This window comes from Arcticibacter sp., assembly GCF_053551015.1.
Genome location: NZ_JBMQOB010000008.1, coordinates 219,689 through 234,419, shown reverse-complemented (window position 1 = coordinate 234,419; position 14,731 = coordinate 219,689). Strand labels below are relative to the sequence as shown.

Below are 14,731 nucleotides of genomic sequence, written 5' to 3'. Positions count from 1 at the left end.
GCTAATACTACAATGGGTCAGAAGGAAGAGGTCTGACTCCCAGTTTCAGATGAGAGATTAACCAATCCAGCCCTCCGGTAGTCTTTTAGCTTTTTAAAGTGCGATGGCGTCAGCCCGGTGATCTTCTTAAACTGATTCGACAGATGAGCCACGCTGCTGTAGTGCAACTTATAGGATATCTCCTTCAACGAGAGTTCATCATACACCAGCAGCTCCTTTACCCTTTCAATCTTGTGAATAATAATGAAGTGCTCGATAGTTATTCCTTCAACTTCGGAGAAGAGGTTGGCCAGATAGGTATAGTCGTAGCTCAGATTTTCACTTAAATGATTCGAAAAATTCGTTTTCAGAGAGGCATCGGTATAGTGCACCAGCTCGATGACAACATTCTTGATCTTCTCAATAAGTATGCTTTTCTTATCATCCATCAATTCCAGCCCGAACCGGGAAAGGGAATACTTTAAATCTCCCCGCTGCCCCGCGGATATCTCTTCCAAAATTTCCACCTGCCCCAGATTCACCACCGCATAATGTATTCCAAGCTTGCGAAGCTCCTGGCTAACGACCATTTTGCACCGGATGCAAACCATGTTTTTGATGTAGAGCTTCAAAGTATCAGATTAAGGGTGAAAAGCTAAGGTAGGATACGTTTCCCGATAAACACTCATCTGCCGGACGTGTTTTTCTCCTGCCATCTTTTAACCCATTTATAAACTTCAAACCAAAGTACCGAAACAGCAGCTATAAGTCCTGCCACGATCGTTTCTTCAAGATCTAAGCTGCTCACTTTGAAAAAACCAGAGGCCGCCGGAGTATACAGGATAATAAACAGAAGTATCAGGGTCAAGCCAGTGATCGCAGGAAAGAGCACATTCCGGTTCCTGAAACTGTCAAACATACTGAAGTAAAACGACCGGTTCGTGAGGCTTAGCAGAATGTTAGCGAAGATCAGGTTCGTAAATACCAATGCCCTTGTTTTTTCTTCGCTGCCCCCTTGATAAACACTCCATTGGTAAACCAACAACACACCTGCAGTAATGATTAGTCCTTGTATAATACTAATGGCAAGTTCCTTCCAGTTCAGAAAGGTCTCCGTCATTTTTCTGGGTTTCCGACGCATGGTATTCTTTTCCATTGGTTCATTCTCATAGACCAGCGAGCACGTCGGACCCATAATCAGTTCCAGAAAAATAACGTGAACCGGGGTGAAAATGTGCGGATATATCCATCCCAAAAACAGCGGTAAAGATACCGTTAATATGATCGGAATATGAATGGATATGATATACTGAATGGCTTTCTTCATGTTAATATAGATACGCCGCCCAGCCGCAATCGCGGTGATCAGCTTATCCAGATCGTCATTGGTGATCACCAATGACGCCGATGCCTTGGCAATCTCAGTTCCCTTGTTTCCCATGGCAACGCCAATGTGTGCAGCTTTTAAAGCTGGCCCGTCATTTACCCCATCACCCAGCATAGCCACCACTTCACCCTTTTTTTTCAGCGCATTTACTACAGTGAGCTTTGCTTCGGGAAACATCCGGGTGAACAAGACCTTTTTCTCTACTGCCTCCAAAAGCTGCGCTTCATCATATTCCATGATCGCCCTGCCTTCTACCGCTTTACCCGGGTTCTGTATTCCTGCCTGCGCTGCAATACTTTTCGTGGTTTCTGAATTATCTCCGGTGATGACCTTCACTTTTATACCGGCATTATAGATATCTTCGAAAACTCTCCGGATACCTTGTTTTGGCGGATCGTAAAATATCACCAAACCTATAAAGTCGAATACGAAATCCTGTTGCTTTTCCGGGAAAGAATCGCCTTCAAAGCGCGTCTTTGCCACACCCAAAACCCGGAATCCTTGCTCCCCAAAACCTGCTATCAGTTGCCGGACTTTCTCCTTCTCATTATCATCGAGTACAGACACGTTTAAGATCGCTTCGGGAGCCCCTTTTGCAGCAATGATCCTTTCCTTCTGCCGGTTTTCAAAAAGATGGGTCATCATCGGTGGCTTTCCCTCAAGGGGATATTCGCGAAACAGGTGCCATGAAGGCCTCTCGTCGGGCTGCGTTTCCTCGTAAACCCGATGCAGTGTTTTTTCCATCGGATCAAACGGAACTGGCTCGCTGCTCCACATTGCATAGTCAATGAGGGTTGAAAGACTTTTATCGCCAAACCCATTTTGGTCGAAAGTCTTGTCCGACGCGTAGTCATACAAATACATGAGCTTCATGGTATTTTCGGTAATGGTACCTGTCTTGTCTGTACAGATTACCGTGGTACTGCCTAAGGTCTCTACGATACTGCTTCGCTTGATAATGATACCTTCACGCATTAGTTTCCATGCACCCAGAGCCATGAATGTTGTAAACGCTACGGGAATTTCTTCCGGCAGCACCGACATCGCCAGCGTAAGCCCACTAAGCAAACTTTCTATAAGATTCTGGCTGCGGACATAGCTCACTAAACAGACCATAAGAAAAATAACGAATCCAATGATCGCCATAAGCTTAACGAAGCTCCGGATCTGTACCTGCAAAGGTGATTCTTGTGTTTTTATTTCAGCAATAGACGTTCCAATGCGGCCTATACGAGTGTCTTTTCCAATTTGCTGTACCTTGAATACCGCCAGTCCAGAAACGGTTATTGTACCACTATATACCTTGTTATCTTCGGAACTTGCACTCTTGAAGACCGAATAACTTTCTCCGGTAAGAGATGCTTCGTTCACCGAAAAATCATTACTATAAACGATTTCACCATCGGCATTGATCAGTTTTCCTTCTGCGGTAATGCACAGGTCGCCAACGGCGATTTCGTGGGTAGGAATCTCTTCAACGCCTGCATTACGGATCACTGTGCTCAGCGGCTCGCTTAGTTTCTCCAATGCTTCGAGTGCCTTTTTACTCCTGGTATCCTGATAGAATGATATTGCAGATACCGCTACAATAGCAATAAACATAAAAAGCGCTTCACCGTAATCACCCAGAATCAGATAGATACTGGATATGGCGAAAAGTAAAATGAGCATAGGTTCTTTTAAAATCTCGAAGAGAGTATCCAGTAAGCTGTTTCTTTTGACTGCACCCATGCTGTTAAAGCCATACTGCTTCCTTGAATCATCTAACTCCGCGCTGTTAAGACCCTTTAAATGCGCTGGTATATTGTATTTCATCTGATTATCTTGAGATAACTTACCCGATCATTAAACAAGTTAGCCAAATTTTGGCTTAAAATAGTCCGCTAGCCTCCTATCATTCTAGAGGCTATCCCTTTCTTACCCTTCAGCTCTGAAATAACGACACCACCGATATGGATTAACATAAAAACCGGGAACCAATAGATCGCCAGTTTGTGTAAAGCTTCCAGATGTTCTTTCCAGCTCCCTTCAATCCACTTGAGATAAAACCCGGTGATGGTGGAAATAGCCACGAACAGATAAAACAGGACATAAGATGTCCCTTGCAAACGTTCTTTAATCGATAGGTCTCTTGCAAAACAATTCGGAAAACGAATGCCTTTTACCAGCATATATACAACCCTGACCGAAAAAACCACCACGATGGCATACGCTGCGTATTCGTGCCATTGCCACATTGGACGAAGGATGTCTTTTACGATAGTCCCCATTTGCTCCCTGGTCATCAATCCCGGTGCATGCTGTTCGATGATCCCTGTTATTTGTTTCCGCCCCATCCAATTCATCCTTAAAAATCCTGTACAAAACAGTACCACCATCAGAAGTCCCATTGACCAATGTAGAATCCTGTGAGTTATTGTAAAACGCATATTAATAGTTGCTTTCATGACCTATATTTTCTTAATCATTGTAATTCCGTAAGTATTTCTCTGGCCGAAGGGAGCAATCGACAAGGACTCTACCTCCTTTTTTGAAGACAAGTATCTCGAGATCAACGGAAACAGCCAGTAAGCAACTTCGGTTGACAAAATCCCGATACCAGCGCCTGCAACAACGTCACCAACCCAGTGCTTATCGTTGAATACCCTGTATATTCCGGTCATAGCAGCAACCGGATACCCGGAAATGCTCAGCCCAAAATTAACATCCTGATATTCCCTGAACATAAACTGAGCTGATGAAAATGCCGTAGCCGTATGTCCCGAAGGAAAGGACAAGTGGTTTGTAGCATCAGGTCGGACTTCGCTCACAAAGTGTTTCGTCGGCAAAACTAAAGCTGCTGCAACGAGCTGAGATGCTGCATAGATCATGGTTCTGTCCTTGAACTTATGCTTCCCCTTTACTCCGGCAAAATTGAGTAAATACACAGCGGCGGCTGGAGCGTACTGCATATAGTTGTCTATCCTGGCTCCAGCAATGATGTGTTCCCGGGTTTCGTGGCGTGTAGACTGGTTTAAAGATTTCAGATCGTTAGACACCAGACTTACTACGCCATACGAAATCAAAACGGATGGAACAATCAGCTTCCCTCCCGAGAAATGATAAGCGCGATCCTGATGGTCCGTTGTATCCTTGTTTACTGTTTGTGCTTTCAACTTCAACGTGAGCAAAAAGCAGCTAATCACTAACAATGCACACTTCATATTAGTCTTCTGCGGTATTCTTCAACGCCATCAATAAGGTATAGGCCCCTTTACTGACAATTTTCTTCCGGCCCGGTTCTGCTCCGCTCAATATTTCCACCCAGCCGTCTCCAGTGTTCCCGGTCTCTACTGCTTTCATCCGGAAAGTCCTCTTGTCCAGCACCTCAAAGACATAATTATCCCCTTCAAAGCTAACGATGCTCTCTTCTGGGAGTGCTGGTGCCTTGCTCTCGGGGATTCGAATTTCCGCATTCATATACAGCCCGGGAATAAGACTTTCATCAGCCCCCTTGAAACGGGCGTAGGCTTCCACCGCGCGGTCCGGGGTTATATTTTTGCTAATTAACATCATCTCGGCAGGATATTTCTTTTCAGGGTAGCTGTTGGTATAGGCCCTGAGCGTTTGTCCGACCTTGAGTTTGTCCCAGTCTTTCTCGAAAACTTTCAGCTTCAGGTGCAAATCATGCGGATCTACCAGCTCAAACAGGGCATCGGTTGGCGACACATATTTACCTGAATTCACAAGAACTTTTGAAACAAAGCCGCTAAAAGGCGCATATATAGCAACTGTTGGCTTGATGTTACTCACCGATATACTAGCCGGGTTGATGTGGATCAGGCGAAGTTTTTCTTCCAGGGCCTTTTTGCTGATGAGCAATGTCTCGTAGTTTGCTTTCGCCTGCAAGTGGGCTTTATCACTGCTTGCCTGACTTTCGTTAAGTTGCTTTTGGCGATTGTATTCGGCTTCCAGATTTTGCAATTGGACCTTTGCTGTGAGATAGTCCTGCTGCAACTCAATAAATTGCTTGTCTTCCAGCAGCGCGATCACCTCTCCTTTCCGAAAATACATCCCGGGAAGCAGCCTGGTCGACTTTACATACCCCCCTAGGGCGCTGCTCACCGATACCAGGTTCTGCGGAGCAACATCCACCATCCCGCTAAGTTTCAATGTATTTGTCACGTTCCTTTCCTCTAGTTCAACAGTCGTCAGAGTGAATGCCTTTAACTGCTCGTCGGATAGCGTCAGTACGTTTTCTGAAGTCTGCATGACCTTGTTTTCCGTGGTGTTTTTCTTATTTCCGCAACTCCATAACAGGAGCAGCGTGAAAAGCCCGACTATATTTTTCATTTGTTTGTTTATTTTGAAATGAGATATTGAAGATTGATCATCTGGAAGTTGAGCTGCAGTACCGCATCAAAATATTCATTCTGAATCTGGATTGCCTGATTGTTGAGCATCACCCAGTCCAAATAGTTGATCTCTCCTTTAGCAAATTGATCCCCCGCGGTTTTGAAAATCTGTTCTGCTGCGGGCAGCTGCTTCTTCTTGTACGTTTCCACGATGTCAAGCTGGGTCTGGTACTGCTGCACCGACGCAGCAAAACCGCTCCGCCACTCGGCTTTACGCAAGGCAAGTTCATTCTCCGTAAACCGGATACGCTGCTCTTCTGCTTTTATCTGGGATTTCTGTGCCTGAAAAAAAATTGGAATGCCCAAACCTATCTGAAAGGAATTGAACCGGCTACTGTTTAACTCCCTGAAGCTTTGGTTGAAGTAGCCGACCGATAGATCAGGTAGAAGCTTAGATTTCTCAAGGCGACCAGACGCCCTGGCCTTCTCAATTTCCTGTGCAGACAACTGCAGAACAGGATGTTGCACAATATCGATCATGGGGTCGAACGCAAGGTCCTGAAAAACAATGCCCGGTGCCGAGGGTTCGTAGCGTGGATCCGCATTCAAGAGAAGCTGAAGCTGTATCTTTGCGAGCTCGATCTCACTGGCCAGTGTCTTTAGTGCTATAGCAATATGTTCACGCTGCACCTCGGCAGCCGTCTTTTCAAGGAGATTACTTTCTCCGCTTTCCATACGCAGGGCCGCTTTTTGCGAAAACGTCTCGTACATCTTGTCGCTACGTTGCATGATCTTCTCCTTTTCGCGCAAAACGAGGATCTGGTAGAACAGCTCGCTCACGTTCTTTCGAATGTTCAGCTTATTCAGGTTGACCGAAATAACAGCCGAACTCCATTCTTCTGCCAGTAATCTTTTCTGATTACTGTAAACCGTCGGAAAGCTTAACGACTGCGAAACGCCAAACCTGGTATCGGACGCAGCACTATTGATCTGTCCGAATTCACCGGATACCATCGTCTGAGGAAGGTTAACGCCTGTAGCCATACGCTTCCGGTGATATTCAGCCAGCAGTTGCTGGCTTTTAGCCGAAAGATTATTTTCAGTAGCCATCTGAACAGCAGCTTCAAGCGTTATCGTCTGCGAATAGACGGAAGCACTTAAACCCAGGAAAACGAGCAGAGTCCCGCTCTTCTTTCCCAGCCTGCGCTTCGGGAGCTCGATTTTTTGAAACAGCACGAATAATGTAGGCAGAACAAAAAGGGTTAGAAACGTTGAAATCAGCAAGCCGCCGATCACTACGGTTGCCAGCGGACGCTGTACTTCAGCTCCTGCACCATTACTCAATGCCATCGGGAAAAATCCTAATGAGGCTACGAAGGCCGTCATCAGTACAGGACGAAGTCTCGTTTTGGTACCCACCAGTACGATCCGGTACAGGTTCTTTTCTCCGCTCTTCTTCATACGATTAAACTCCGCAATAAGTACAATCCCATTAAGAACAGCTACTCCAAACAACGCAATAAAACCGACGCCGGCACTGATGCTGAACGGCATTCCCCGCATTGCCAGCAGGAATATACCTCCAATGGCCGACAAGGGGATGGCGGTGTAGATCAACAAGCTTTCCTTGATCGAGCCAAAGGCAAAATACAGCAGAATGAAGATCATCGCCAGCGAAACAGGGACAGCAACCAGCAGTCGATTAGTCGCTTCATTCAGGTTCTCAAACGCTCCGCCATAGGTGACGTAGTACCCGGGCGAAAAGGCCATCTGCTTATCAGCTTTATCCTGTACTTCATTTACGATGCTTTGCACGTCACGTCCCCGAACGTTGAAACCAACGACAATCCGTCTTTTTGCATCCTCACGCTGGATCTGGGCTGGTCCGTTAACGATCTGAACGTCGGCGACCTGATAAAGCGGGATCTGGTTACCCGTATAAGTAGGAATGAGCAGATTGCGAATATCCTCCAGGTTTTCACGCTGGGTTTCGTCCAGCCGGACCACCAGATCGAAGCGCTTTTCACCTTCGTAGACTTTTCCCGTGCTCTGGCCCGCAAAAGCAGTATTCACCACCCGGTTGATCTGTGCAATGTCCAGATTGTACTGGGCTATGCTGGCCCGGTTGTACCGGATGACCACCTGAGGCATTCCGGTAATGGGCTCCACATACAAATCCTCCGCACCTGGTACCGTTTTGATGATTCTGCCAAATCGGGCCGCATAAGCAGACAGACTGTCCAGGTCTTCACCAAAAATCTTACAGACCACGTCCTGCCGGGCACCGGTCATCAGTTCATTGAAGCGCATTTGCACAGGATATTGAAACCCGGCGGTGATACCCGGTACGGCTTCCAGCGATTTTCCCATCTTTGCAGCCAGTTCAGGAAACGATCTTGCTGATGTCCATTCCTTCTTGTCTTTTAAAATAACCATCATGTCACTTGCCTCCATCGGCATCGGGTCTGTGGGCACTTCGCCACTTCCTATTTTAGTGACCACTTTCTGCACTTCCGGATAATCCCTTATCAGAATATGAGCGGCTTTTTGGGTGTATTCAACCGTCGTTTTCAGGTTACTTCCTGTCATTACCCGCGTATCTACCGCAAAATCACCTTCTTCAAGAGCAGGAATGAATTCTCCTCCCAGCCGGGACAAGATCAGTACTGCAACGATGAACAGAGAAACAATGACGGCGATGAGCGCTTTCGGATAGTGCAGCACTTTCTTCAAGGTACGGTAATGGATATTCTCCAGGCTCTGCATGATCCGATCCGAATAATTGGGGGTATGCTGGATTTTTTTATTTAATACCAATGAGCTCATCATCGGAATATAGGTCAGCGAAAGGATAAACGCGCCGATCAGAGCGAAAGCCACGGTCTGCGCCATCGGTTTGAACATTTTACCTTCGATGCCTTCGAGTGTGAAGATCGGCAGATATACGATCAGGATGATGAGTTGTCCGAACACGGCACTGTTCACCATTTTACTGGCAGAGCTCCTCACCTGATTGTTCATCTCTGCCTGCGAAATCCTGTCCGCAGCCGACAGTTTCTTTCCGTGCAACTGATGCAGTACCGCTTCAACGATTATGACGGCTCCATCTACAATCAATCCGAAATCCAGGGCGCCCAGACTCATCAGGTTACCGCTCACGCCAAACATATTCATCATGATAATGGCAAAAAGCATCGACAATGGAATCACAGACGCTACGAGTATACCGGCCCTGAAATTGCCGAGGAACACCACAAGCACGAAAACAACGATGAGTGCGCCTTCTGCAAGATTGGTTTCAATGGTGCTGATGGCATTGTTAACCATCTTAGTACGATCAAGAAAAGGCTCAATGACAACCCCTTCAGGCAGCGTTTTCTGAATGATGGCAATACGTTCTTTAACATTTGTGATTACTTCGGCACTATTAGCGCCCTTAAGCATCATCACCACCGCTCCGGATACCTCGCCCTGATCGTTATAGGTCATCGCTCCATAACGTGTGGCATAGCTTGTTTTGACGTCGGCTACGTCTTTCAACAGTACGGGAATGCCCTCTCGGCTCGTCCTGACCGAAATATTCTCAATATCGTCTTTATTGCCGATCAGGCCTTCACTGCGGATGTAGAGGACGGTGGGTCCTTTTTCGATATACGCTCCCCCGGTATTCTGATTGTTGCTTTCCACCGCCCTGAACACATCACCAATGCTGAGGTTCAGCGATTGCAACTTGTTTGAATTGACCGCGATCTCATATTGTTTCAGCTTGCCACCGAAACTGCTGACTTCGGCTACACCTTTTACACCCAATAGCTGCCGGCGAACGATCCAATCCTGAATAGTACGCAGTTCGGTAGCATCGAATTGGTCTTCGTATCCCTTTTTGGGCAATATCATATACTGATAAATCTCTCCCAAACCGGTCGAAACGGGTCCTAATTCCGGCGTTCCGACACCCTCTGGAATCTCATTTTTTACTACTTGCAAACGCTCAGCGACTTGCTGTCTCGCGCGGTACACATCAGTATCGTCGTCAAAAACAATCGTCACAAGCGATAGCCCGAAGCGAGAAAAACTTCTGATTTCGGTAATACCATCGATGTTGCTGTTAGCTTGTTCAATAGGGAATGTTACCAGGCGTTCAATGTCGGTAGCTCCCAGAGAAGGAGCTACGGTAATCACCTGTACCTGATTGTTAGTAATATCAGGCTGTGCGTCGATGGGTAACTTGGTGGCTTCGTATCCGCCCAGGCCAATGAGGGCCAGGGTAAGAAGCGCAATGATGAGTTTGTTCTGTATGGAAAACCCAATAATCTTGTCCAACATGATTTCTACTAAATTATAATAAATCGATACGGGGTCCGCAAGAATCCCCCTCCCTGGGACCCCGAAAACTGCAGATGATAAGCCGCTGATTTTTAGGCTACCGACACAAACGTCCCCATACAGGACCGTATCAAACCTTATTCAGAAACGACTCAATAAAACCTTAGTCCAAAAAACGACTAGCAACCTTTTGGCGGTTGCCAGATTGTAGAAAAGTAGTTGCAATAGGAGAAAGTATCGTCCCAGGGCAATGCTTCAGACTCCTTTCGAACCGGATAGTCTGCTTCTGTTTCGAAATGAAACGGAGGAATAAGAACAAAGCTCAGACTCAAAACATGCGAATGGAAGATAAAGGGTAGTCTCTGGTCTTCTTGGTAGTCTTCATCCTCCGGATGGTTCTCCAGATGATTGCCCTCGTAATGAATTGCCAGGAACCGGACGATCGAAATATCGGGATTTTTCTCTTTGTGGCTGATATAATGTCCTATCAGCACCGGAAATTTCAAGAACTCAACTAACTCAGTTGTTGAAATTAGGTACACTGACAAAAACCATATAGCGAGTAATCTCCCCATAGGCCAAAGTTAAGGAGAAAGAATATGCCGTTTTTAAGTCCTTGTAATTTAAAACTCTTCAAAATAGCAGTTGGGAGTTGGAGTTGCTACATTTTGAGCAGGCAATGATTTTAGGGAAGACTTGTCGACAATAGCTTAACAGCTGGAAAGTTAACTTCATAAGAGCCTCACCAATACGTGACGAGAGCTAGAGCCTTTCCCAGGTTCACCAAAAAAACCTGGAATCTCCCCTCAGTCCTTTAGCAAAAAAGCCCTCTGATCAGGCATTCCTGACCAGAGGGCTAAACCCAAAATGACTATTCCGGGCAGGCTATTTTAAGCCCGTATTGCTAATCCTGAAATAGTCAAACGACACGTTAAATGGAGTGCCGGGCTTGGTAGTGCTCTTATCGAAATAGAAGGTGCTGGTCATGCTCTGCGTCACCACTCCATCAGCCGCAATTAAGCCGGCTTTGATATTCTTCAACATAATATTGGCAGTTGCCAGGTGGTTAAACTTGACCCCATCTAAAGAATAGTAGGCGGTATAAACACTCCCCTTTTTCTCCAACTTGAGAAGTAAATCCTTATTGCCCGTAATCTCTTCCTTCAGATCGATCCACTTCATCGATTTAGCGATCCCGTTTTCCTCGATCAACAGATCTACTGATCCTGGCTGCACACCCGTTTGCCTCGTAGTTTTGATAACTGCCCGGAACATTAATTTCAGGAAATTGTCCTCATCCTGGTAAACCAGCAGCCCGGCATTTTCCGGCTGGGAAGGCGCTCTTGAACCTACCAGCTTTGTTTCTATCACCCAATCGTTATTGGCACTTTGCAACAGGATGTTTCTGGCATTGTTACTTGCTTCAGAAACGTCTCCCGGTTCTGTAGTGATCGTTAGTGCTCCAGGTTTCGTTGCCAGATTGCGGGTAGCCGGATTCTCTCTCAGCCATTGCCACTGTTTCCCTACCGACGCAGCATTAAACTCGTCGCTCTGCGAGGCCACATCGAAATTGATATAGTAGGAGTTCTTCTCAAAAGTAAGACGGTCAATGAAATGGACTACCGCGGTCCCCGGTATCGCCTTCGCCTGCTCGATCTCAACGGAAATGTTTCGATCAGCAGCCCTGGCTTTAATCAGCGGGATAGCGTTCTTGTTACTCATCAGATAACTGTATGCATGCACATCGGCACTAAATCCGGCAATTGCCTTTCCGTTTACCGTAACAGATGCGGGATTGAGGTTCGGCATTACCTTGACAGGATAACTGCCAGACAAACTTTTGCCGTCATAGCTTACTTCGGCAAAGATAGTGGCAACCCCCGGACGCAACGAGCTTACCTTCCCGGCTGCGTCAACTGAAGCCACGGCTGGATTGTTACTTTTATAGGTAACTTTTGCCCGGTTGAGATCTAGAAAACTATCGTCAGATAAGCTTGCAGTAAGGCGGGACAGGGCGGTGTCTCCGGGCTTCAGAACAATCTTATCCGAGCCCGCAACCACTGTCTTCAATACCGCCTTGTAGCTACCGGTCATAGTGACCGCAACCTGCCCTCTTATGTCTTTGGACGATGCCCCTATTTCAAATACATACCTGCCCTGATCAAAGGTGATTTTATCGTTATCCGCGTCCCAGAACCAAAGGTCGGAAGCATCTACCTCGATGGCTACTGTTTTGGTTTGCCCTGCCGGGATGGTAACCCGTTTAAAGCCTTTCAACCTCTTAAGAGGGCGTTGGAGGATCGCCGGACTTTCAGGGGTTTTCATATACAGCTGCACAATTTCATCCCCGTCTACCTTGCCTGAATTTTTAACATCGACTGAAACGGTAACTTTTTCATTAGGCGTTATCGTATTCTTATCGATCCTGAAATTGCTGTAATCAAAGCTTGTATACGAAAGTCCGTAACCAAATTCATACGAAACATCTTTATTGAAATACCAATAGGTACGCCCATTTTTGCCCGCTCCACCCCTCAGGGTATAATCATTAAAATCAGGAAGATCGTCAACCGATTTATACCAGGTTAGCGTTGACTTTCCACCCGGGTTAACCTCACCAAACAGGATTTTCGCCATAGCGGCGCCCTGCGCCTGACCGTTATATCCCGTAAAAATGATCCCCGGGATATTCGCGTTATTCTTAATAGATTCAACTTCAACCATCCCCATCGTTTGCATGACTACAATGGTATTCGCGTTTGCAGCCGATATGGCTTTAATAAGGGCCATCTGGTTCCCCGGTAAGGCCAGGGAAAAACGGTCTGACTCTTCACGTCCGGTGCTCTGATCTGTACCCACAAAAACAATGGCGACGTCGGCAGAAGCCGCCAGTTCAAGGGTCTGCTTATCCGTTGCAGGAGCCTCCGGCTCTTTAAAAACCAGATATACCTCTTGAGGACCAGCTATGCCAAGGGTATTTACTTTTGCAGCCACCGTCATGTTCCTGCCACCGAAAGGACTTCCACTGCCTGCAGGCGTTTTAGCCGCAACTGTTTGTGAAGCGATGATATTGCCTGTCACTGATCCTACCCTGGCTTCAATCACGCCGCCATCATAGGCCACACTTACGTTAAATCTGATGGAATCCAACTCGCCTACATTGATGTTGCCGTAAGAAGTCCAGTCGCCATTTTTAATACCTCTTACCGACACGCGCCCGAACCTCGGCTCGGTGATGAGCCCTTTGACTGCATTATCAAATTTGGTGGCGTCATAGTCTTTTACGGTGCCACTTTTAGAGACGGTCGAAAAGCTGTTGAGAGTAAAAAAATCATTCCTTCTTTCTGTATTTCCCCCTTCAGCATGCATCACCTGGATATTAAGGCCCTTTTGTTTAACATAATTCTGGATCCCTGCCAGTGGTGTACTTTGCAAGGCGGGTTCTACCGGGCCGGAGTAATCTCCCAGTTCGACCTTATTAGCCATCGGACCGAATACTGCGATTTTCCTGATGTTCGCCGGATTAAGAGGCAAAGCTTTTTGTCGTGTTTTAGCAACTTGATCGTTCTTTAAAAGCACAGGAGTTTTAGTGGCGATTTCCAGTGCCAGGTCATTGTGGGAAGGATCATTGATGATATTGGGCCGGATACCGGCGAAGGGTACAATGTTTTGAGGATCAAACTCTCCCACCCTCATGCGAATAGTAAACATATTGACAAGTGCCCTGTCTATATGAGCTTCATCGATCAGTCCTCTCTTCAAAGCCTCGATAGCGCTTACCTGGTACACATCACCACAGTCACTATCCACTCCCACAGTAAGGCCCATAGCGGTGGCCTCCGCACCGTCTTTTGCATACTTGTGTCCTCGTATCATATCGGATATCGCACCACAATCGCCCGTTACATAGCCATCCATTCCGTAGGTGCGGCGGATGACAGAATCAACCAGAAATTCATGTGCCGACATAGGCGTGCCATTCAAGGCTCCGTAGGCAGTCATCACAGAAGGCAGATTATCTTTTTCAATCAAGGCTTTGTAAGGGGTCAGGTAGAACTCCCGCAGGTCCCTGTCGTCCATATCGGAAGAACCTGTATGCCGGTTATATTCGGTATTGTTGGCCACAAAGTGCTTTCCGCAGGGAACCGTTTTGAGGTAAACGCGATCGTCGCCCATTAAGCCCTGAATGAAGCCCCTGGAAATCTCAGATACCAGAAAGGGATCTTCTCCAAAGGTTTCCGCGGTACGCCCCCAGCGGGGATCGCGGGCAGGCTCAATCACCGGCGACCAGTATGTTAACGTAAAAATACGATCGTGGTTAAAGCCGCGGGCCTCGTCGGAGATAACTTTAGTTTCGCGCTTAATCAACTCCGGGTCCCAGGTGCAGCCAACGGCCACACTGTTCGGAAAAGATGTAGCCGTCATCCCACTATTATTATTCCGCCCCATCACGCCATGAAGTGCCTCTCCCCAGACATCGTATTTATTGACACCCAGACGCGGAATAGCCGGCATGGTATTGCCCAGCTGACTCATTTTTTCTTCCAGCGTCATTCTGGAAACCAGGTCCGCCGCCCTTTCCCTGAAGCTGTAAGCGGTATTAAGGTAAATCGGCTTTCCGGAATCCTCCTCGTATGGGATAAAAGCCATCATGGCCATTAAACAGAGCATTAACGGGAGGATCTTGGCAAAAATTTTCATTACG

General features: G+C 46.8%; 8 protein-coding genes. All 8 read right to left on the bottom strand.

What is annotated here, in order from left to right:
- Nucleotides 1-17 precede the first annotated feature (17 nt).
- Nucleotides 18-611 carry a helix-turn-helix domain-containing protein gene (locus tag ACO1NU_RS05355; protein ID WP_448817430.1) on the bottom strand — a complete coding sequence of 198 codons (594 nt, stop codon included), beginning with the start codon at nucleotides 609-611 and terminating at the stop codon, nucleotides 18-20.
- A 53-nt stretch (nucleotides 612-664) separates the two neighbouring features.
- Nucleotides 665-3,181, bottom strand: a complete 2,517-nt coding sequence (locus ACO1NU_RS05350; protein WP_448817429.1) for a cation-translocating P-type ATPase — start codon at nucleotides 3,179-3,181, stop codon at nucleotides 665-667.
- Nucleotides 3,182-3,249: 68 nt separating this feature from the next.
- A complete protein-coding gene (locus ACO1NU_RS05345; protein ID WP_448817461.1) occupies nucleotides 3,250-3,795 on the bottom strand; it encodes a cytochrome b/b6 domain-containing protein in 546 nt (181 codons plus the stop codon).
- Between the two features lie 21 nt (nucleotides 3,796-3,816).
- On the bottom strand, nucleotides 3,817-4,521 hold the full coding sequence (locus tag ACO1NU_RS05340; RefSeq protein WP_448817428.1) for a phosphatase PAP2 family protein: 705 nt from the start codon (nucleotides 4,519-4,521) through the stop codon (nucleotides 3,817-3,819).
- 49 nt (nucleotides 4,522-4,570) lie between these two features.
- Entirely contained in the window at nucleotides 4,571-5,698 is a 1,128-nt protein-coding gene (locus tag ACO1NU_RS05335; RefSeq protein WP_448817427.1) for an efflux RND transporter periplasmic adaptor subunit, read from the bottom strand.
- Nucleotides 5,699-5,706: 8 nt separating this feature from the next.
- Nucleotides 5,707-10,026 carry a CusA/CzcA family heavy metal efflux RND transporter gene (locus ACO1NU_RS05330; protein ID WP_448817426.1) on the bottom strand — a complete coding sequence of 1,440 codons (4,320 nt, stop codon included), beginning with the start codon at nucleotides 10,024-10,026 and terminating at the stop codon, nucleotides 5,707-5,709.
- A 179-nt stretch (nucleotides 10,027-10,205) separates the two neighbouring features.
- Complete coding sequence (locus ACO1NU_RS05325; RefSeq protein ID WP_448817425.1) at nucleotides 10,206-10,601, bottom strand: hypothetical protein; 396 nt, start codon at nucleotides 10,599-10,601, stop codon at nucleotides 10,206-10,208.
- Nucleotides 10,602-10,911: 310 nt separating this feature from the next.
- On the bottom strand, nucleotides 10,912-14,727 hold the full coding sequence (locus tag ACO1NU_RS05320; protein WP_448817424.1) for a glycoside hydrolase family 3 C-terminal domain-containing protein: 3,816 nt from the start codon (nucleotides 14,725-14,727) through the stop codon (nucleotides 10,912-10,914).
- Nucleotides 14,728-14,731: the final 4 nt, after the last annotated feature.

Coding starts and splice junctions, on each gene's coding strand:
- ACO1NU_RS05350 (WP_448817429.1), bottom strand. CDS start 3,181: ATGAAATACAATATACCAGCGCATTTAAAGGGTCTTAACAGCGCGGAG.
- ACO1NU_RS05345 (WP_448817461.1), bottom strand. CDS start 3,795: ATGCGTTTTACAATAACTCACAGGATTCTACATTGGTCAATGGGACTT.
- ACO1NU_RS05335 (WP_448817427.1), bottom strand. CDS start 5,698: ATGAAAAATATAGTCGGGCTTTTCACGCTGCTCCTGTTATGGAGTTGC.
- ACO1NU_RS05330 (WP_448817426.1), bottom strand. CDS start 10,026: ATGTTGGACAAGATTATTGGGTTTTCCATACAGAACAAACTCATCATT.
- ACO1NU_RS05325 (WP_448817425.1), bottom strand. CDS start 10,601: ATGGGGAGATTACTCGCTATATGGTTTTTGTCAGTGTACCTAATTTCA.
- ACO1NU_RS05320 (WP_448817424.1), bottom strand. CDS start 14,727: ATGAAAATTTTTGCCAAGATCCTCCCGTTAATGCTCTGTTTAATGGCC.